This is a genomic window from Rhabdonatronobacter sediminivivens (genome assembly GCF_013415485.1).
In the GTDB taxonomy this organism is placed as follows: Bacteria; Pseudomonadota; Alphaproteobacteria; order Rhodobacterales; family Rhodobacteraceae; genus Rhabdonatronobacter; species Rhabdonatronobacter sediminivivens.
Genome location: NZ_JACBXS010000012.1, coordinates 1 through 19112, shown reverse-complemented (window position 1 = coordinate 19112; position 19112 = coordinate 1). Strand labels below are relative to the sequence as shown.

Annotated in this window: 18 protein-coding genes; 5 read left to right on the top strand and 13 right to left on the bottom strand. The window is 67.4% G+C overall.

Annotated elements, in window-relative coordinates:
- Position 1 precedes the first annotated feature (1 nt).
- The 6 genes from HUK65_RS07565 to hemE all read right to left on the bottom strand — a co-directional run bounded on the left by HUK65_RS07565 (position 2) and on the right by hemE (position 6613).
- Positions 2–1285, bottom strand: a complete 1284-nt coding sequence (locus HUK65_RS07565; protein ID WP_179905551.1) for a Wzz/FepE/Etk N-terminal domain-containing protein — start codon at positions 1283–1285, stop codon at positions 2–4.
- 61 nt (positions 1286–1346) lie between these two features.
- The gene (locus tag HUK65_RS07560; RefSeq protein ID WP_179905550.1) at positions 1347–2207 is read right to left on the bottom strand and encodes a P-loop NTPase family protein; all 861 of its coding nucleotides are present in this window, start codon (positions 2205–2207) and stop codon (positions 1347–1349) included.
- Between the two features lie 146 nt (positions 2208–2353).
- Positions 2354–3661, bottom strand: coding sequence for an oligosaccharide flippase family protein (locus HUK65_RS07555; protein ID WP_235441831.1), 1308 nt, complete (start codon positions 3659–3661; stop codon positions 2354–2356).
- A gap of 159 nt (positions 3662–3820) precedes the next feature.
- Positions 3821–4819 (bottom strand): nickel/cobalt transporter, encoded by a 999-nt coding sequence (locus tag HUK65_RS07550; protein ID WP_179905548.1) that lies wholly within the window; start codon positions 4817–4819, stop codon positions 3821–3823.
- Positions 4801–5439, bottom strand: coding sequence for a DUF1007 family protein (locus tag HUK65_RS07545; protein ID WP_179905547.1), 639 nt, complete (start codon positions 5437–5439; stop codon positions 4801–4803). Before HUK65_RS07545 ends, HUK65_RS07550 begins: the two co-directional genes overlap by 19 nt.
- 130 nt (positions 5440–5569) lie before the next feature.
- Complete coding sequence (hemE, locus tag HUK65_RS07540) at positions 5570–6613, bottom strand: uroporphyrinogen decarboxylase (RefSeq protein ID WP_179905618.1); 1044 nt, start codon at positions 6611–6613, stop codon at positions 5570–5572.
- A gap of 99 nt (positions 6614–6712) precedes the next feature.
- Between hemE and hemC the strand changes: the two genes are divergently transcribed.
- Positions 6713–7672 (top strand): hydroxymethylbilane synthase, encoded by a 960-nt coding sequence (gene hemC / locus HUK65_RS07535; protein WP_179905546.1) that lies wholly within the window; start codon positions 6713–6715, stop codon positions 7670–7672.
- A gap of 106 nt (positions 7673–7778) precedes the next feature.
- Here hemC and HUK65_RS07530 read toward each other — a convergent pair whose 3' ends face one another.
- The 4 genes from HUK65_RS07530 to HUK65_RS07515 form a co-directional block, all read right to left on the bottom strand.
- Positions 7779–8534, bottom strand: a complete 756-nt coding sequence (locus HUK65_RS07530) for an endonuclease/exonuclease/phosphatase family protein (protein ID WP_235441830.1) — start codon at positions 8532–8534, stop codon at positions 7779–7781.
- A gap of 144 nt (positions 8535–8678) precedes the next feature.
- Positions 8679–9773, bottom strand: coding sequence for an AI-2E family transporter (locus HUK65_RS07525; RefSeq protein WP_179905545.1), 1095 nt, complete (start codon positions 9771–9773; stop codon positions 8679–8681).
- A 73-nt stretch (positions 9774–9846) separates the two neighbouring features.
- Positions 9847–11052 carry a glycosyltransferase gene (locus HUK65_RS07520; protein ID WP_179905544.1) on the bottom strand — a complete coding sequence of 402 codons (1206 nt, stop codon included), beginning with the start codon at positions 11050–11052 and terminating at the stop codon, positions 9847–9849.
- Between the two features lie 88 nt (positions 11053–11140).
- The gene (locus HUK65_RS07515; RefSeq protein WP_179905543.1) at positions 11141–11626 is read right to left on the bottom strand and encodes a PaaI family thioesterase; all 486 of its coding nucleotides are present in this window, start codon (positions 11624–11626) and stop codon (positions 11141–11143) included.
- Between the two features lie 384 nt (positions 11627–12010).
- Here HUK65_RS07515 and HUK65_RS07510 point away from each other — a divergent pair, with 384 nt between their 5' ends.
- The 3 genes from HUK65_RS07510 to HUK65_RS07500 all read left to right on the top strand — a co-directional run bounded on the left by HUK65_RS07510 (position 12011) and on the right by HUK65_RS07500 (position 14677).
- Positions 12011–12733, top strand: a complete 723-nt coding sequence (locus HUK65_RS07510) for a L,D-transpeptidase (protein ID WP_179905542.1) — start codon at positions 12011–12013, stop codon at positions 12731–12733.
- A gap of 418 nt (positions 12734–13151) precedes the next feature.
- Positions 13152–13358, top strand: a complete 207-nt coding sequence (locus tag HUK65_RS07505; protein WP_179905541.1) for a cold-shock protein — start codon at positions 13152–13154, stop codon at positions 13356–13358.
- Between the two features lie 266 nt (positions 13359–13624).
- A complete protein-coding gene (locus HUK65_RS07500; RefSeq protein ID WP_179905540.1) occupies positions 13625–14677 on the top strand; it encodes a ketopantoate reductase family protein in 1053 nt (350 codons plus the stop codon).
- Positions 14678–15068: 391 nt separating this feature from the next.
- On the opposite strand, the gene HUK65_RS07495 is transcribed toward HUK65_RS07500, so the two are convergent.
- Together HUK65_RS07495 and sseA are read right to left on the bottom strand one after the other, a co-directional pair.
- Positions 15069–15635: a GNAT family N-acetyltransferase gene (locus tag HUK65_RS07495; RefSeq protein WP_179905539.1), complete on the bottom strand. Its 567-nt coding sequence runs from the start codon at positions 15633–15635 to the stop codon at positions 15069–15071.
- On the bottom strand, positions 15632–16486 hold the full coding sequence (gene sseA / locus HUK65_RS07490; RefSeq protein ID WP_179905538.1) for a 3-mercaptopyruvate sulfurtransferase: 855 nt from the start codon (positions 16484–16486) through the stop codon (positions 15632–15634). The genes HUK65_RS07495 and sseA overlap by 4 nt, the downstream gene beginning before the upstream one ends.
- 155 nt (positions 16487–16641) lie before the next feature.
- Here sseA and zapE point away from each other — a divergent pair, with 155 nt between their 5' ends.
- Complete coding sequence (gene zapE / locus HUK65_RS07485; protein ID WP_179905537.1) at positions 16642–17721, top strand: cell division protein ZapE; 1080 nt, start codon at positions 16642–16644, stop codon at positions 17719–17721.
- Positions 17722–17834: 113 nt separating this feature from the next.
- Here zapE and queG read toward each other — a convergent pair whose 3' ends face one another.
- The gene (queG, locus tag HUK65_RS07480) at positions 17835–18893 is read right to left on the bottom strand and encodes a tRNA epoxyqueuosine(34) reductase QueG (RefSeq protein ID WP_179905616.1); all 1059 of its coding nucleotides are present in this window, start codon (positions 18891–18893) and stop codon (positions 17835–17837) included.
- Positions 18894–19112 lie beyond the last annotated feature (219 nt).

Genomic DNA, 19112 nt, shown 5'->3' with positions numbered 1-19112 from the left:
GCTAATCTTGTCGAAGTTGCAGAAGGATTGCCAGCGCCGACAGCAGCGCCAGCCCAATCCCCGCGACCCAGCCTGCCACGGTGCGCCAGCGGTCCCCGGGGCGTTCGATCCGCGGGACGGTCAACACCGGTTGCAGCCCCATGGCACGTTCAAGCTGCGAGGGCGTGCGCAACACCGGGTTGAGGATTTCCATGATGAATGCGACCACAAAGGCCAGCCCCGCCGCCGCCACAAGCCCCATCATCGCCGTCATCCGCTTGCTGCGCGAGATCGGATACTCGGGGACAATCGCCGATTCGATCAGCTCGAACCGTTCCGCCTGCTGGTCCTCTTCCAGCCGCGCCCCCAGTTCGGACTGCGCGCGGCGTTCGGATGTGGCGACCAGTTGCGCGCTCAGCTGTTCTTCGCGCCGTTCAAGCGCGGCCAGTTCACGTTCGATCTGCGGCAGGCGGCGCAGCATCGGCTGCATCTCGGCGATGGTCTGGGACAGTTGGCGCTCTTCCAGCTCGCGCAATTCCAGTTGATCGCGCAGGGAAATCAGCCTGCGCTGGGTGGTGATCCGGGCGTCGCCGTCGGTCATCTCGGAGATCTCGGCACGGAGTGCGCTGATCTCGCGGCGGACCGTGCGCAGCTGCTCCTCGAACTGCAGAAGCTCCTGCCCGCGCATGGCGGCATTCGCAGGCAAAAGGTCGAAATTCTCGACCTTGAAGGCCTCGATCTCATCCTCCAGAGCGTTCATCTCGGCCGACAGCCGCTCTTCCTCGGCGCGAAGAAAGGCCAGCGAATCGCGCACGCGGCCGGCCCGGGTGTCGGTGCTCAGGCGCATCACGGTATCGGCCATCTCATTGGCCAGAGCCGCCGCCCCCGCACCGGACCCCGCACGCGCATGGATCAGCAGCGATGCAATCTGTCCGTCGGCATTGAACCCGGTGTCCACCGCAGCAACGCTGTGCAGCGAAACCGAGTGGCGCATGGCGGTCAGCCGCTCCTGTTCGCTCAGCGCGGGGAACAGGCCATGGCGGTCGGCCATCTCCAGCATGTTGTCGCGCGCCGTGATGCGCTGTTCGATCTGTTGCAACCGCCGCGCGGCCGAGAGCTGGTTGCCGTCGGCAGAGGTCAGGACCGGGCTCTGGACCTGGATCACGGCCTGCGCCTGATACAGCGGTTCCGAACTCAGCGCGACTGCCAGCGACACCAGCGCACCCAGCGCGGTGATCAGCGCCATCAGGCCCGCGCGCGCGCGCAGCATGGCCAGCAGCTCGGTCAGGTTCTGTATCGGTCCCATCGGTCATTCCCGCTTGGCATGTCTCCCGGGCGGGGGCGCGCTGCCCCTGCCGCGACCCGGGTCATCGGAGCCGCCGTCGCCCGGCGTCGGTGTCAGAGCCCTTGTTCAGGACCACGCCCAGCAACTGGGTGCGGTCCTGCAACAGGCGTTCGCATTCCTGCAGATCGCTTGCCTGCGTCCGGGTGCCATCGGCGACAATCAGCACCCCGGCCAGATGCGGCAGCAGGGCCAGCGCCGTGTCGCTGGTCAGCAGCGGTGGCAGGTCGCACAGGATCAGGTCCGGGTGATAGTCCTGTTCCAGTTCGACAAGGGTCTCGGCGATGGCGTTGCTCTGGGACATCGTGCCGCCGCCTTCGGGGCAGGGCAGGGTCAGCCCCAGGGCCAGATTCTCGCCCAGGCGGCGCAGATGGCCTTCGACCGGGACATGCCCGTCGAACATGTCGGTGATCACCCCGGGTGCCGCCGTGGAAAAGGCCTGCGCCAGCGTGGGGCGGGTCAGGTCCATGTCCAGAACGATCGTGCGCACGTTGTCCAGCCGCGCCAGACTGCTGGACAGGCACGCGGTGACAAAGGAGGCCCCGCAGCCGGGCGATGGCGCCGTCACCCCCATCACATGCCATCCGCGTGTGCGCGAAGCCTGCAACAGTTGCACCCGCAGCAGGTCGAAACTGGCGGAAACCTCGGGCGGGGGCAGGATCAGGGCATCGCGGCGCCGACGCGGTGCATCGGCGGGCGGCAGCGGCGCGGCCGGGGACAGAAGCGACCAGGCGTGGTGCACCTCCTCGGCGCGGGCATTGCTGCGGGCGCCATGGGCCGGGGCGCGGATGATCGCGCCGGCCGCCGGCCGCGGCGCACGCCGAAGCGCGCGCCCCTCGCCCTGTGAGGCGCGCATCAATTGTTCCAGCCGACGCGTATCAACCATTCGGAAACACCCACATGCAACAGCACCCGAAGACGGCTTCCCGGTGCGAGAAGCGATCTTCAGTGCGACTGTTTCAGCTATCAACCTAAACTCGGTCAACAATATGGCATCTCAAGGGATTTGGCGACAATCCGACGCCGCACCGTCTAAGCCGAGATCAGTGCCGCCAGCAGATCCCGGTTCAGGGTCAGCGCAAGCGCGGCGATGGCAAGCGTCAGCACCCAGGCCAGTGCGTCATGCAGCGGGTCCCAGACGCCATAGCGCCGGATCAGCACCACCACCACCAGATAGGACAGCGCCAGGCCCACCGCCTGCCCGGCAAGCGCCCCGGCAAGGCCAAACAGTTCGACTCCAATGACAAAAGCCGCGATCTGGATGATCGCGCGCAGGGCCACCATGGCAAAGAAGCGCCCCGAATCGCCTGCCGCCAGCGCGGCCTGGTCATAGGTCAGCGGGATCAGTTGCACCATCAGCACGATCGCCACCACCACCACGATGCTGCCCGAAAGCGCGTAGCGGTCATCATAGAGCAGATCCACCAGCACCCCGCCCCAGAGCGCCAGCGCCAGCGACAGGGCCAGCGCCGCCCCGGTCAGCCCCAGCCGCATCCGCCGCAACTCCATGTAGCTTTCGCGCGATTCGGCGGGCGGGCGCTCGCGGTAGATGGGAATCATCATCCGGTGCGCAAGCTGGGTGGCCAGCAGGAGCGGCAGGCTCGCCAGTGCGTGGCCGATATTGTAGATACCCAGCAACTCGGTGCTTAGATACCGGCCCAGCACGGCCTTGTCGGCGTGCAGATACAGGAACCCGGCAATGGTGCTCAGGAAGATCCATTTGCCGAAGCTGAACAGTTCGCCCACCGCCGCGCGCTCCCAGCGGAAGCGGTTGGGCGGGCCGGGCAGAAAGGCCCAGCACAGCCCCAGCTTGCTGGCCGCCAGCACCAGATTTCCGAAGACCAGCGCCCAGATCGACCCGGTGATCCAGGCCAGCACCACCATGGCGCCCAGGCCGATGGTCTGCGCGACCAGGTCCAGCGCCGTCACCCGCCCCAGCAGCAGATGCCGCCCGGCGGTATCAATCCGCGTGGGGTTGAAGCCGGAAATGATCAGCGCCAGCGACATCACCGGCGCCATCTGAACCAGTTCGGGGGCGTTGTAGAATTGCGCCATGGGCCAGGCCAGGGCGCAGGCCGCCAGCCACAGCACACCCCCGCGCAGCACCTGCACCGTCCAGGCGGTGTTCAGGAAATCGGGGTCATCGCCGCGCGGGCTGCGCAGGATCGAGGGCGTGATCCCCACATCCGAGAACATCTGCAGCCCCACCATCAGCAGGCTGAGCAGCAGTGCCAGGCCAAAGGCCTCGGGGAACAGCAGCCGCGCCAGGATCAGGTTCGAGCCCAGCCGCAGCGCCATCGAGACGCCATAGCCCATGATGGTAAAGGCCGATCCGCGCATCACGCGCGCCCACAATCCCGTGCCGGTCAAGTTCCACCAAAGCGCCTGCATACCCCGCGCATACGCGGTTTCCGGTGTCGAAGAAAGGCGGGATTATGGCGTCTTTCCGGCGGGGGCGGTTGGGGTGGCGGCCCGGCCGGGCTGGCCACGGCGCCGGGGTCAGCCAGGGGTGCCGCCGCTGGCCAGCAGCATCAGCGCCACAGTGGCCACCAGGGCCCCGGCAAGCAGCTCTGCCAGCGGGACCAGCCCGGCTATGCGTCCGATCCGCCCGGACCAGACCAGCGCACCGTCGCGGGCCATGACCGACAGTGCCCCCACCGCCACGGTCACACTGGCGGTGCCCAGCCCCATGGCCAGCGCAGCGGTGATCCCCTGCCATTCCAGCCCCATCCGCCATGTCAGGATCAGCAGGAACAAGGCGCCGGTGCAGGGGCGCAGAGCGATGGCGCCGATGACCAGCGCAGCCTCGCGCAGGGACCCGATGCGCGCCACCTGCCCTGCATCCGGCAGATGGCGGTGCCCGCAGTCAGCGCAGGGCGCATCATCCGCATGGTGGTGGTGGTGGTGGTGGTGATGGCCATGCTCCTGCGCAGACACCTCCCCGTGCCCGCCCGGCGGGCCTGCCGCACCCGCCCCGGCCAGGGCCAGCGCCGGGGCGCCCTGCTGCATCCGCAGCAATGCCCGCGCGCCGCGCCAGACCAGCCAGAGCCCCAGCGCGGCAATGGCGATCAGGCTGAGCGGTGCCATCCAGGCGTCCGAGACGGCCTCGATCTGCGCGCGGCTGAGCGCGAACAGCGCCACACCCCCATAGACCAGCGCAATCGCCGTGGCCGCCTGCGCCAGGCTTGCCGCCAGGCCGATCCCCATCATCCGCCCCAGCGGCACCTGTGTGCCCGCCCCATAGGCACCCAGCAGGAACTTGCCATGCCCCGGGCCAACCGAATGCAGGAAGCCATAGGCAAAGGCCACCCCCCAGAGCGTGGCCAGCGCGCCCGGTTCGCCCCCGTGAAGCGCGCGCAGGGCACGGGCCAGACTGTTCTGGAAACGGCGCTGGCCCTCGGCGGCCCAATGCGTCACCGCGTCCAGCGCGCCCGCGGCCCAAAGCGCTGCCAGCCCTGCGGCCAGCAGAAGGGCCAGGGTCAGGAGGGTGCGGCGCATTCGATCCGTGCCTCATCTGCGAACAGCCTCCCCACCGCGGGGAAATCGGCCTCTATGTCCATGTCATCCATGCCTGCGCCCAGCATTTCGTCCAGTGCGGCCTGCAACTGTGCGTCGGCGGCTTCCCAATCCGGTTCGAATATCCGCACCCGGCAATCACTGCGCCCCCGCAGATCCGGCGTGCCGACGATCCGGTAGCTTGTGTAATAGGTCGGATCATAAACCTCGATCCTGACGGTGGTGCCCGTTGGGTCCGCCCGGTCCTCCAGGGCGCGCAGATGGGTGGAAACCAGCTGCCCCTCGATCAGGTCCGAGGTCCATTCCAGCGGCCCGGTCAGCGCCTGGGCCGCGCCATCCTTCGTGACAAAGACATCGCCATGATAGCCTTCGATCCAGTTCATGTCGAAGCCTTGCAGCGCTTCGTGATCTTCGGGGGTCAGCGCGCCGGAAAAACCCGAATCCAGCTCCAGATCGCTGAGCATGAGCATGGAGAAGAACTCATCATAGACCCAGGTGATGCGCAGCGCGGCCAGTTGGCCGTCATCATCGAAATAGACCTGCAGCCCGGCATCGACAAAGATATGCGGATGCGCCAGCGCCGGGGCAGGGGCCGCAGACATGAGCACGCCACCCAACAGTGCTGCCCGCATGTGCCTGGTCCTGCCCTGCTGCATGTTCATGCCGCCCCCCCGCCGATGATGCGCGAGGCTACAGCCGACACGCGCGGGCCTCAACCCCGGGGGGCGGTGATCACGCGCGCTTGAAGTTGCGCACCGTGTCGATCATCAGCGCCACGTTTTCAGGGTCGGCATCCGGGGTGATGCCATGGCCCAGGTTGAAGATATGCGGACCATTGGAAAACGCCTGGCAGATGCGCAGCGTGTCATCCACCAGCGCCTGCCCGCCGGTGACCATGTGGCGTGATGCCAGGTTGCCCTGCACGCAGCCATCCACCTGGACCTTTTCGGCGGCCCATTCGGGCGCCACGGAATTGTCCAGCGCCACGCAATCGGCGCCGGTGGCGGCGTGAAAGCCGATATACTTGTCCCCGGCCTCACGCGGGAAGGCGATGACGGGGATGCCGGGGTGGCGGGCCTTTAGCGCCTCGGTGATGCGGCGGGCGGGTTCGGTGGCGTAGCGGTCAAAGGCCGCGCCCTTGAGCGACCCGGCCCAGCTGTCGAAGATCTTGACGACCTCGGCGCCCGCGTCGATCTGGGCCGAGAGATATTCGATGGTGGCAAGCGTGATGCGGTCTATCAGCGCATCGAAGGCGGCGGGCGCGCCTTCGCGCATGGCATGGGCCGGGGCCTGGTCCGGGGTGCCGCGCCCGGCGATCATGTAGGTTGCCACCGTCCACGGCGCGCCGGCAAAGCCGATCAGAGTGGTCTCGGCAGGCAGTTCGCGGCGCAGGATGCGGATGGTTTCATAGACCGGGTTGAGGGTGTCATGCACGGCATCGACGGGTTTGAGCGCGGCCACCCCGGCCTTGTCGGTGAGGGTGGACAGGCGCGGCCCCTCGCCGGTGACGAACCACAGATCGGCGCCCAGCGCCTGCGGCACCAGCAGGATGTCGGCAAACAGGATTGCCGCATCGAACCCGTAGCGGCGGATGGGTTGCAGCGTGACCTCGGCCGCCAGGTCCGGATTATAGCACAGCGACAGGAAATCGCCCGCCTGCGCGCGGGTGGCCTTGTATTCCGGCAGGTAGCGCCCGGCCTGGCGCATCATCCAGATGGGGGGTGTGGGCAGGGTCTCACCGGCAAGGGCGCGCAGGATGGTCTTGGTGGTCATCATCGTCTCCGTCTGTGCTGGCAACTTGGTCACCGCCCGGGGCTGCAATGTCAAGCGGACAGGGTGTTGTCAGCTTCGAATTACACCGCTAATCAGAAGCGCATGAGCACAAAGACCCCCACCCCCGAACACACCCTGAAGATCGGCACCCGCGGATCGCCCCTGGCTTTGGCGCAGGCGCATGAGACGCGCCAGCGGCTGATGGAGGCCCATGACCTGCCCGAGGCCGCGATCGAGATCGTGGTGATCAAGACCACCGGCGACGACCGCTTCCTGATCGAGGCTGACAAGCCGCTGAAGGATCTGGGCGGCAAGGGGCTGTTCACGCGTGAAATCGAGGCCGCGCTGCTGGAGGGCGGGATCGATATTGCGGTGCATTCCATGAAGGACATGCCCGTGGCCCAGCCCGAGGGGCTGCTGCTGGACTGCTACCTGCCGCGCGAGGATGTGCGCGATGCCTTCGTGTCGGACAAGGCCACGGGGATTGCCGATCTGGCGCCGGGGATGGTGGTGGGAAGCTCCAGCCTGCGGCGGCGCGCGCAGATGCTGCATCGCCGCCCGGACCTGAAGGTGGTGGAGTTTCGGGGCAATGTGCAGACGCGTCTGCGCAAGCTGGGTGACGGGGTGGCGGATTGCACCTTTCTGGCCATGGCGGGGCTGAACCGGCTGGGCATGGCGCGGGTGGCGCAGGGCCCTGTGGACCCCGAGGACATGCTGCCGGCGGTGGCGCAAGGTGCGATCGGGATCGAACGGCGCGAGGGGGACACGGGCGTGGCCGCGCTGCTGGAGCCTTTGCACGACAGGGATACGGGGCTGCGGCTGGCGGCCGAGCGGGCGTTCCTGGCCGAGCTGGATGGCTCTTGCGAGACGCCGATTGCCGGGCTGGCGGTGATCGAAGGGGGCACGCTGTGGCTGCGCGGCGAGATCCTGCGCCCCGATGGATCGGAGGCATTGGCCGAGGAGGCGCGTGCGCCGCTGGAGGATGGGGCCGTGTTGGGGGCGGAGTTGGCCCGGCGGCTGCTGGAGCGCGGGGGCCCGGGGTTCTTCGACTGGCGCAGCTGATCCCGTTGCCAAGCGGAGCGCGCGTTCCGCGCGCACGCCTTCTGGCGCTTCGCGCGGTTGGCTCTGCCTGGCAGGCGGTGCGGCGTTTGCCCCGTGGTGGTGCGGCTTAGCTGGCCGAGAGCCGCAGCCGCGCGCGCAGCGGCATGTGGTCCGAGGCGATGCGCGCAAGTGGCGTATCATGGCGGGTCAGTTCGACCACATTGCTGCGTTTGCAGCCCATGATCCGGTCCAGAGGCAGAACCGGCAGTTGCGAAGGGAAACTGGGCACCGTCAGTGCGGTGCTTTTCACCGCCCAAAGCCGTTTGCGCAGCGGCATGAGCGAGCAATTCGCCCCCAGCCGCCATTCGTTGAGGTCGCCCATGACGATGGTGGGGCGGCCATCCTCGGCGCCGATTTCCTGCGCCAGGCGCTGGGCCTGCAACAGGCGGGACTGTTTGAGCAGCCCCAGATGCGCGCCGATCACCCGCAGTTTGTGCCCGCCCACATCCAGATCGGCCAGCAGCGCGCCGCGCGGCTCCAGCCCCGGCAGGGTGATGGGCAGGACGCGCTCGACCTCGGCGTTGCGGAACAGCACCAGGTTGCCGTGCCAGCCATGGGCGAGGCGGCCCAGCTTGTCGGCGAAGGGAACCGGCTGCAGGCCGGTGCTTTCCCGCAGCGCATCCAGGTCCAGCACGCCCTTGCGGTCGCCGAAGCGGCGATCGACCTCTTGCAGGGCAACGATATCGGCGCCGATCTCGCGGATCACCTCGATGGTGCGGGTGGGGTCGCGCCGCATGTCGCGACCAACGGCCTTGTGCAGGTTGTAGGAGGCCAGCGTTACATCCAGCGCCGCCACCGAAGGCGCGAGGGCGCCGTTGTCCATGGGGGTCAGGAGGTGGGCTACCTGGTCTGCATGCTGCATGGTGCCATCGGGTCCTTTCCTGGTGTCATCCGGCCTCGCGGGCCGTATTCCGTTTCAGATATGGGCGCTGCTGGCCAGTCATGCAAGAAAGCGCTCGCATCCTCGTCAGGCCGGGGTGTGCCCGGCGTGATCCTTTTCGAAGACCGAGACATCATGCGCAAGCAGCACCGCCATCGGGCGCGTCTGGTCGAAGGCGGCGAGGATGATCGCCAGCATCGAGGTCAGCGGCACGGCCAGGATCGCCCCCGGCACACCCCAGAAGGTGGTCCAGAAGGCAAGCGCTGCCACCACCACGAAGGGCGACATGTTCACCGTGCGCCCGATCAGCCTTGGCTCCAGGTAGTTGCCCACCCACATCTGCGCGGATGTCAGCAGCGCCAGCACCGCCAGCGTGATCGGCACCGAGGCGAATTGCACCATGGTCAGGAAGACCGGGAACATCACCCCCAGCAGCGACCCGAAATACGGGATGTAGTTCAGAAGCGCGATGATCAGCGCCCAGAACAGCGCATGGTCCACCCCGAACAGCAGCAGGATCACGTAGCAGATGGCCCCGAGGATGACGTTGATCAGGGTCTTGATGGTCAGGTATTCGCCGATCCGTGCGTTGATGTGCTGGATCACGTCCAGGGTCTTGCTGGCGTGATCCTCGTCCGGCAGGGCCACCGACAGCTTGTGCCGGAAACCGCTGGCTTCGGCGGTCAGGAACAGCGCATATACGGCGGCCATGACGAACATGCCGACCACGGCCCCCACCGAACCGGCCATGCCACCGATCATGGTCTGCATGTCCAGCCGCCCCACGGTTGCTTCCTCGATCGCGCGCCAGTCGGGGTTGCCTTCGATCCCCACCAGCGCCATGACGTTGGTGATCAGCTTTTCCAGGTTTTCCTGATAGTCCGGCGCCTGGGCCATCAGATCGCGCGCGGTGACGATAAGCACCCCGTTCAGTGCCGCCAGCACCGCCAGGAACCCCAGCACCATCAGCACCGTACGCAGGAACCGCGGCAGTCGCCCGGTCATCGGCCAGTTCCCCAGCGCGGTCGAGGCCGAGGAGATGACATAGACCGACAGCACCGCCACCACGATGGGCATCAGCAGCGCCTTGCCGATCAGAAGAAGCCAGCCGACCATGATGGCCAGCGCCAGCGACAGCGTCAGTGCTGTCAGGCGGCGGACCGGATCAGGGTTGGTGGGCATGGGCACAGGACTCCAGAGCGTGTTCATATCTGTTCCACAAAGCTGGACACAGGGCAAATGCTGAACGCGCCTGTCAGCGTTCCGTTGCCACGAACAGACGTTCCAGCAGCTCCGCCTGACGGTCGATGTCATGGCGGGCGCGGCTGCGGGCCTGCCCGGCGCGGCCCATCTGCGCCAGGGTCTCGGGCGGGGTGGCAGCGGCGCGGGCGATGGTTTCGGCCAGGGCTTCGGCATCACCTGCAGGCACCAGCCAGCCGCAATCGGGCGTCACCAGTTCGGGGATCCCGGCGATATAGGTTGAGATGACCGGCCTGCCGGCGCCGAGGGCCTCCATGATCACCACGGGCAGGCCCTCGGCGAAACTGGGCAGCAGCAGGGCATGGGCGCGGGCCAGTTCACGCGCGACACCGTCCTGATCCAGCCAGCCGGTCAGGGTCACCGCCCCGGCCAGATCCGGCGCGGCGATGCGGGTTTCGATGGCGTGGCGCAGGGGGCCATCGCCCACCAGGGTCAGATGCAGGCCGGGCGCATGCGTTCGGGCCCGCGCCAGCGCCTCCAGCGCCAGCAACTGTCCCTTCTGTTCGGCAAACCGTCCGATGCTGACCAGGCGCAGCGGCCCCTGCGGCAGCGAGGGCATCTCGGACGTGGCGGGGAACTCGATCCCGCAATGCAGCACATGCAGCCGCGGCCAGTCCGCGGGCGCGGCCCAGCGGCACAACTGGCTGCGCCCGAACTGACTGACCGCCAGGGCGAAGCGCGCCCGCGCGATCTTCTCGCCCATGGATAGCGCCCTTGGGTGGTCGAATTCCTCGGGGCCGTGGACGGTAAAGCTGTAGCCCGGCCCGCCCAGCGCATGGGCCAGCATGGCCACAGTGGCCGAGTTGGTGCCGAAATGGGCATGGGCATGGGCCACCCCCAGCTCCGCGCAGCGGCGGGCGACGAAGGCGGCTTCCAGCAGATAGACCATGTGGCGCAGCCGCGCGCCGCCTTCGGCCCGTGATCCGCAGCCCCAGGCCAGCGCCAAGGCACGGCCAAAACCCGCCGGGTTGCCAAGTGCCGCGCCTAGCCCCGCGCGCAGCAGCGCCAGCGCGCCCCGCTCCAGCACATGTTCGGTGCGGGCGTCTTCGGCCCGGTCGCGGGGGTCCGCCAGCCGGTCGCGGTCGGCGCGCATGGCGATGCGGTGGACCGTCATGCCACGCCGCTCCAGCGCCGCGATTTCCCGCCGGATGAAGGTATGCGAGGGCGAGGGGTAGGTGTTGATGATATAGGCGACCTTCACCTTTGTCCCCCTGTTGGACCCTGCGCGCCGAAGGTGACGCCGCACGCGCCCGGAAGCAAGGCCGAAGATCAGGGACCGCCCGCTGCGCTCAGCCCGGCAGAATGATGCAGGTGGTGGAGCCGGTGGCAAAAAGGCGCGCCTGATCCAGGCAGCGCAACTCGGCCGTGGCCACGGCGGTGCTGCGCCCGGCGTGAAGGACCTCGCCCACCACTTCGATCATCGTGCCGATGGGCAGGGCACGGGTGATATTCACCTTGTATTCCAGGGTTGTATACCAGGACCCCTGCGGCACGACGGTCATCACCGCACAGCCCAGCGCCGTGTCCAGTAGCGACCCGTACCACCCGCCATGCACCCCGCCCAGCGGGTTGGTGTGACGAAACTCGGGCGCGCCGCGAAAGGCCACGCGCCCATGCTCTACCGCATGGATGGTGTAGTTCATGGTTCCCGCAACAGGTGGCAGGGATTTGCGCCCCGCCAGCATGTCCTGCATGAAGTCCAGCCCGCTGATGGCCAGGTTCTCGGCCTGCGAGGGCAGCTCTTCGGGGGTTTGGGCGATGAACGGTCGGGGCATGGGGTTCCTGCAGGGGGCTGGCGGTGGGGGTGACTTTACCCAAGGGCGCCACCTTGGCAAGTTGCAAGGGGCGAAGCCGGGGGGCGTGGGCAGAGGGCAAGGGCGGTCAGCGGTATGTCGCCCACCCGCGCAACTGCGCCCGGGGACATGGGGCACAGCAATGCACCCGGTTTCGAAGCGCGCCGGGCAACTGCAGGAACCGGCGCGACCGGAAGATATCTGCCAGGCTGACGGTTCGGACCTCGGCGGACGGCAGGATGGAGGATCAGCTCCCGGCGGGCGGTCGGCGCGGCGGGAAACGAATCGCTGCAAACAGGGGCGGGCGGCATTAAGCTGTCCGGGTTTGATCCGTTTTGCATATCGCAAGCCCTTTCGGAGAGTTCCATGACCGACACATCGCGCCGGGTCTTTCTGACAGGTGGCCTTGCCGCGGCCGGGGCGGCACTCAGCGGCTGTACGGTTGAAACGGCACCCGCGTCGACACCGGAGCCGCCGCCAGTCACCCCCGATGGCAGGATCCGCGCCACCACCCGCGCGGTCCCGCTTTCACCCGTGGCCGAGCGCTACGGTATCGAACCCATCGACTATGGCCCGCTCCCCGATGGCCGGTTCGTCATCCCGCCCCAACCCATGAGCCTGGTGCCCGAAACCCATCACCGGCAGGTGGTGCCCCATACCGGAAGCCACCGCCCGGGGGTGATCATCGTCAACAACCGTGACCGCTATCTGTTCCTGATCCTGCCCCAGGGGCATGCCCTGCGCTACGGTGTCGGCGTGGGGCGCGAGGGGCTGGCCTTTCGCGGCACCGGAACCATCTACCGCAAGGCGCAGTGGCCCACCTGGACCCCGACCGCAAACATGATCCGGCGGGATCCGTCGCTGGCCCGCTTTGCCGGCGGCTATCCGGGCAGCCTGACCAATCCCCTGGGCGCACGGGCGCTGTATCTGATGTCCGGGGGGCAGGACCGGGGGTTTCGCATTCACGGCACGCCCGAATGGCATTCGATCGGGCGCTATGCATCCTCGGGGTGCATCCGGATGCTGCAGCACGATGCAATCGATCTCTACAACCGTGTCCCGGTGGGAACGCAGGTGATCGTCGTCTGACCCGAAGTCCCGGGCACAGGCTGCCTGACACCTGCCCTGACCGTGCAGCGGGGCTCCCGCACCCGTTCAGATCGGCACGTTTCCCGTGCCGACACCCGGGTTTGGGCCCGGCCGCGCGCTGCGCGCGCGGCCGCCACGCCCAACGGGAGGGGTGCATCCCCGATGCAGCCCCGACGGGCGGGAGCCCCCCGTTGGCCGGTTTCGCTGCCCTTCGGATGGGCGTGCAGGGGGGGGCGGGAGTGGCGCGCCGACGCCCGACGTCAAGAATCTTGATTTTCCGTTGGGCTGTGGCACTCTTTTGGCGTGCCCAATGACTTTCTGCGACCGCCTACGCCTCTGGCAGCCGGCACGAAAAGGAAGGCCTGGCTGCACGGCCTCGGCGCAATTCCGCCCCGGGGGAACCGAACGGAGGAAAGCAATGCCTAGCGGCACCGTGAAATGGTTCAATACGACCAAAGGCTACGGATTCATCGCCCCGGATTCAGGGGGCAAGGACGTGTTCGTCCATATCTCGGCGGTTGAGCGCGCCGGGCTGACCGGGCTCGCGGACAATCAGAAAGTCTCCTACGAGTTGACGGAAGGACGTGACGGCCGGGCTTCGGCGGGGGATCTCAAGCTTCTCTGACGGACCGATCTGGCCCTTGCCTTGCCCGGCACAGACCCATGTGCCGGGCGTTTTCTCATCCATGGCAGCCGCATGCGCGCGTCTGGCGCGGGCGGTGCCCGGCCCTGCGCCACCAGCCCAGCATTGGGGGTGTTTACAACATTACAAATCCGGAACCTGTAAACACGCCCCTTTACGCGACGACGTCTTTTTCCGTGCAGCTTTCCAAGAATGTGCCTATATGAAGGGCACGCGCAATAATCTTTCGTCAACGATCGGGTGAAAAAGTGGCATACAAGATACTGATTCTCGGAGCTTCCTACGGATCGCTTCTTGGCACGAAACTGCTGATGGCAGGACATGACGTCACCCTGGTCTGCCGCCAGAAAACCGCCGATGTCATCAACGCCGAAGGCACCGATGTGCGCATCAAGCTGCGTGGCGAGGATGATCACCGCTCGTTCCTCTCCGGGGATCTGCCGGGCACGCTGGATGCGGCGGCACCCTCCTCGGTGAAGCTGGAGCAGTATGACTTGGTCGCTCTGGCCATGTCTGAACCGCAGTACGGCTCGGACGATATTCGTGAGCTGTTGCGCCGCATTGCAGCGGCCCGCCTGCCCTGCCTGTCGATCATGAACATGCCCCCCCTGCCGTTCCTGAAGCGGATTCCGGGCCTGGATGCGGGGCTGCTGGAAAAGAGCTTCAATGCGCCAGAAGTCTGGGCCGGGTTCGAGCCGGGGCTGGTCACGCTGTGCAGCCCGGACCCGCAGGCGTTCCGTCCGCCGGGTGAAAAGCCGAATGTGCTGCATGTCGGCCTGCCGACCAACTTCAAGTCCGCGCCGTTCGAAGCCGCGGAACACAACGCAATGCTGCGTGAGATCGAGGCCGATATCGAAGCGCTGCGCGTCGATGGCAAGGATGTCCCGGTGAAGCTGCGGATGCACGAATCGCTGTTCGTTCCCTTTGCGAAATGGGCGATGCTGCTGACCGGCAACTATCGCTGTGTCCTGGCCAGCGGTTCGCAACCGATCCGCGATGCGGTCCATGGCGACCCTGAGCTTGCGGCCAGGACCTATGCGCTGGTCAATGACATCGTGGTGCGCCTGGGCGCCAGCGAGAGCGACCTGGTGCCGTTCGAGAAATACGCCAACGCGGCAACGGGGCTGCTGAAACCGTCCTCGGCGGCGCGGGCGATCGATGCAGGCACGGTCGAGATCGAGCGGGTTGACCGCCTGGTAAAGCTGATCGCGGATCAGTTGGGCATGGGCTCTGCGCTGCTGGACGAAACGGTGGCGCGGATCGACAAGCGCCTGAAGGAGAACAGCCTCGTCGCCGCATGAGGCGATGGTGCGCCGGGGGAGTGTAACCCTGCGAAACCGGAAATCAGGAACCGTGCTGGGCAAGGTCTGGCACGGTTTTTCCGTATGTGCCATAGGACATGCCGCGCTGTGCAGCGTATCTGGCCTGTGTTTCTATCGACACCCCGCGCGTCCCGCCCGACAACGGGCCTTCGGCGGCGCCGCGCAATGTGCGGCATGCGCTGGACAGCCGATGCAGATATGTGCGGAGGCCTGTCACAGAGGGCGGAACAGAGGCGGCCCGGGTTGCCTGGAAGCGGCACGCCCGGGCTGTGCCTGCACCGCGCGGGCTTGCCCGCGCGCCCGGCCCAACGGGATGACTGCGCGCTTGCGCAGGAAGACGGGCGGGAGCGCCCCCGTCACCGGTGGCGGCTCAGTCGGGGATCCTTGAGGGATCGCGGTCGCGGGCCAGGGTGCGGCTGCGGGTCTCGCGCCCGATGACGACAAATCCGTGTTTCTGGTAATTCGCCAGGGCCCTGGGGTGGTCCAGGGTGTTGGTGTTCACGGTCATGCGTGTCACCCCTTCGTGTGACCAGCCTGTCAGGATGGCCGTGCGCAGCAGCCACTGGCCAAGTCCGCGGCCGATGACCTGTGGCACCAGTCCGAAATAGGCCAGTTCGCATACATCCTTCGTGCGCCAGTCCAGAACGAAGAACCCATGCGGCCATCCATGACCCATCAGCGTGTACATGGCCACGTCGGGGTCATGCAGCCATGTGCGCAACTCTTCCTCGGGGGTGGCGTGCAGGTCGGTCCAGTCATAATCCTGCCCGACAGCGTCATACATGGCCCTGAAATACCACACTGGCGGGTCATCGGCGCGCAGCAGGGCGCCCTCCATGCCTGCGGGCGGCGCGGGCCAGGGCCAGCCGGGGCGTTCGGTCATCTCCAGCCAGGTGACCACATATTCCACAGTGCTGCCCGCGCGCAGGATGGTCATGCGCCCGTTTCCACCTTCAGGTCCGGATACATGCCCCATTCCGCCCAGGACCCGTCATAGAGCGCATGATTGCGATGGCCCAGCCGCTCCAGCGCCAGGGACAGCACCGCCGCCGTCACGCCGGACCCGCAACTGGTGATCACCGGGCGGTTGAGATCAACGCCCGCCCCTTCGAAGGCCGCGCGCAGCCCGTCCAGGTCCTTCATGGTGGCATCGGGGTTCAGAAGCTGCATAAAGGGCAGGTTGCAGGCGCCGGGAATATGCCCCGCGCGCAGGCCGGGGCGGGGTTCCGGCGCATCGCCGCGAAACCGCTCGGGCGCGCGTGCGTCGACGATCTGCGCCTCGCCCAGCTTCGAGGCTGCGGCCACCTGCGCCACATCGCGCACCAGATGCGCCTGGCGTTGCACGGTGATATGGCGGTCGCGCAGCACGGGCGGCAGGTCCTCGACCGGGTGACCCTCGGCCTGCCATTTGGGAAAGCCGCCATCCAGCACGGCCACATCCTGCTTGCCCATCAGCCGGAACAGCCACCACACCCGCGGCGCCGAAAACATCCCCATGCCGTCATAGACCACCACCTGATGCCCGTCGCCCACGCCCATGGCGCGCATCCGGCTGATGAATTTTTCAACCGGCGGCGCCATATGCGGCAGGTCCGAGCGATGGTCGCTGATCTCGTCGATATCGAAGAACCGCGCGGCGGGGATATGGGCGGCGTCATATTCGGCGCGGGCGTCGCGTTCCATCGCCGGCAGATACCACGAGGCATCGATCACGCGCAGGTCAGGGTCATTCAGATGCGCTGCCAGCCAAGCGGTGGATACCAGCGTTTTCGGATCGTCCGCGCTCATGTTGTCCTGTCTCCGTTCGCAACTGGCCGGGGTCCTGGCCCTGCGTATGGGGTGAAACTGGCACAGAGGGCGGGCAAGCGCAACGCGTCTTGGCGTCCGGAGCGGATGCTTCGGGGGCTTTCCGCGCCCCGGGCTGCAGGGTATGCAGAAACGCCATGGACCTGATCGCCGCATATGACGCCCGTATCGAGGCGGGCACCCTGCGCCCTGATGCCGCCCAGCGCGGGGCGCTGCCGCTGTTTGTGCCGCTGATGGAGCATCTGCGCCAGCCGCCGCCAAAGCCTGCGGGCCGATTGCGCAGCCTGTTCGCCCGCCCGCCAGACCCGCCGCCGGGGCTGTATCTGTGGGGGGGCGTGGGCCGGGGCAAATCCATGTTGATGGATCTGTTCCATGAGCATGCCCCCACCCCCGCCAAGCGCCGTGTGCATTTCCATGCCTTCATGCAGGAGGTCCATGCCGGCATGCATGCCGCCCGCCAGAAGGGGACCGAGGACGCCCTTGCCCCCGTGGCCGCGGCGGTGGTGCGGGATCTGCGCCTGTTGTGCTTCGATGAAATGCAGATCACCGACATCACCGATGCGATGATCGTGGGGCGGCTCTTCCAGAAGCTGATGGCGGGGGGCGTGGTGATCGTGACCACCTCGAACCGCCCGCCCGAGGATCTGTACAAGGACGGGTTGAACCGCGCGCTGTTCCTGCCCTTCATCGCGCTGCTGAACGAGCGTATGGTCGTCCATCAGTTGCAATCGGAAACCGATTACCGGCAGCAGCGCCTGCAGGGTGAGCAGGTCTATTTCACCCCGGCCAACGCCGAGTCTGACGCGGCCATGACCCGCATGTGGGATGATCTGACCGGCCATGACCCGGGCACTCCGCTGGAACTGGTGGTCAAGGGGCGCAAGCTGGTGTTGCCGCGCCATCACAACGGGGTTGCCCGGGCCAGCTTCTGGGATCTGTGCGGCCAGCCGCTGGGTCCGGCGGATTACCTGGCGCTGGCGCAGGCGGTGCGGGTGCTGATGATCTCGCGCATACCGCTGCTCTCGGCGTCGAACTACAATCAGGCCAAGCGTTTCGTCACCCTGATCGATGCGCTTTATGAAGCGCAGGTGCGCGTGATCGCCAGCGCGGCCGATGAACCGGAGCGGCTCTATGTCGAAGGTGAGGGCACCTTCGAGTTCGAGCGCACGGCCAGCCGCCTGCGCGAGATGCAGGCCGCGGATTGGGGGCAGGCCTGAGTGCTGTGGGGGTTTGCCGAAGCAGGCGCCCGTCCGTCGCGCCCCGCCCACCCACCCGCGCGCCGGACGGGCGCGCCCGGCGCGGGCGCCGGGCAAGCCTGTGGCGGCGCGGGTCATTCCGGTTGCGGGGGTGCGGCCCTGTGCAGCCGGGCCACCGCCCAGCGGGCGGCATCGGCCACGGTCGGGTCCGGGTCCTCGCACAGCGCCTGGGCGGGTGGGCGCAGTTCGGCCATGCCGGAATTGCCGATCGCATAGAGCACATTGCGCACGAAACGGTCGCGCCCGATCCGCTTGACGGGAGAGCCTGAAAACAGCGCCCGGAACCCCGCGTCATCCAGCGCTGCCAGATCTGCCAGCCGCGGCGCGGTCAGCTCGGGCCGGGCGCGCAGGCGCATTTCGGTCGCGGTCTGCGCGAACTTGTTCCACGGGCACACGGCCAGGCAATCATCGCAGCCATAGATGCGGTTGCCCAGGGCCGGGCGCAGGCTTTCGTCCACCGGGCCGTGGTGTTCGATGGTCAGGTATGAGATGCACCGCCGCGCATCCAGCTGGAACGGCGCCGGAAACGCCCGCGTGGGGCAGATGTCCAGGCAGGCGGTGCAACTGCCGCAATGCTCGGCCTCGGGGCTGTCCGGGGGCAGGGGCAGGGTGGTGAACAGCGCGCCCAGAAAGAACCAGTTGCCCAGGTCCCGCGACAGCAGGTTGGTGTGCTTGCCCTGCCATCCCAGCCCCGCCGCCGCTGCCAGCGGCTTTTCCATCACCGGCGCGGTATCGACAAAGACCTTGATCTCGCCCCCCGCCTGCGCCAGCAGCCAGCGGCCGAGCCGTTTCAGCCGTTTCTTCACAGTGTCATGGTAATCACGGTTCTGCGCATAGACCGAGATCGCGGCGCGGTCGGGGCGCTTCAGCACCGCCAGCGGGTCATGTTCGGGGGTATAGACCTCGGCCAGCATCACCACCGCGCGCGCCTGCGGCCAGAGCGCGCCGGGATCGCTGCGCCAGTGCGTCCGCTCGGCCAGCCAGCCCATCTGCCCGTGATGGCCCAGTTCCAGAAACCGGGCCAGGCGGGCGGGGGCGTCGGGGATCGCATCGGGGCGGCAGACGCCCATGGCGGCGAAGCCCTCGGCCAGGGCCTGTGCGTGCAGGGCGGATTTCAGCGCGGCGGGGTCCATGCCCTCCATGTAACCTTCGCGCGGGCCGGGGGAAACCGCGCCCGTGCTGGCGCTGGCGGGAACCATCGGTTAACCTGTTTGCGGCAGAGTGGCGCCAACCGGGGGACGCATGGGCAATCATCTGTTTTATGGCGACAATCTGGGCTCCAGACTCATTGATATTCAAAGCCAGAAGAGGACGGTTGCGGCGAGCGCGACGGCGGAGAGGAACACTTTCGG

Coding starts and splice junctions, on each gene's coding strand:
- HUK65_RS07515 (WP_179905543.1), bottom strand. CDS start 11,626: ATGCCCCGACCGTTCATCGCCCAAACCCCCGAAGAGCTGCCCTCGCAG.
- HUK65_RS07510 (WP_179905542.1), top strand. CDS start 12,011: ATGACCGACACATCGCGCCGGGTCTTTCTGACAGGTGGCCTTGCCGCG.
- HUK65_RS07560 (WP_179905550.1), bottom strand. CDS start 2,207: ATGGTTGATACGCGTCGGCTGGAACAATTGATGCGCGCCTCACAGGGC.
- zapE (WP_179905537.1), top strand. CDS start 16,642: ATGGACCTGATCGCCGCATATGACGCCCGTATCGAGGCGGGCACCCTG.
- HUK65_RS07495 (WP_179905539.1), bottom strand. CDS start 15,635: ATGACCATCCTGCGCGCGGGCAGCACTGTGGAATATGTGGTCACCTGG.
- hemC (WP_179905546.1), top strand. CDS start 6,713: ATGAGCACAAAGACCCCCACCCCCGAACACACCCTGAAGATCGGCACC.
- HUK65_RS07505 (WP_179905541.1), top strand. CDS start 13,152: ATGCCTAGCGGCACCGTGAAATGGTTCAATACGACCAAAGGCTACGGA.
- HUK65_RS07555 (WP_235441831.1), bottom strand. CDS start 3,661: ATGCGCGGATCGGCCTTTACCATCATGGGCTATGGCGTCTCGATGGCG.
- queG (WP_179905616.1), bottom strand. CDS start 18,893: ATGGACCCCGCCGCGCTGAAATCCGCCCTGCACGCACAGGCCCTGGCC.
- hemE (WP_179905618.1), bottom strand. CDS start 6,613: ATGATGACCACCAAGACCATCCTGCGCGCCCTTGCCGGTGAGACCCTG.
- HUK65_RS07525 (WP_179905545.1), bottom strand. CDS start 9,773: ATGCCCACCAACCCTGATCCGGTCCGCCGCCTGACAGCACTGACGCTG.
- HUK65_RS07565 (WP_179905551.1), bottom strand. CDS start 1,285: ATGGGACCGATACAGAACCTGACCGAGCTGCTGGCCATGCTGCGCGCG.
- HUK65_RS07530 (WP_235441830.1), bottom strand. CDS start 8,534: ATGGACAACGGCGCCCTCGCGCCTTCGGTGGCGGCGCTGGATGTAACG.
- HUK65_RS07545 (WP_179905547.1), bottom strand. CDS start 5,439: ATGTCTGCGGCCCCTGCCCCGGCGCTGGCGCATCCGCATATCTTTGTC.
- sseA (WP_179905538.1), bottom strand. CDS start 16,486: ATGAGCGCGGACGATCCGAAAACGCTGGTATCCACCGCTTGGCTGGCA.
- HUK65_RS07550 (WP_179905548.1), bottom strand. CDS start 4,819: ATGCGCCGCACCCTCCTGACCCTGGCCCTTCTGCTGGCCGCAGGGCTG.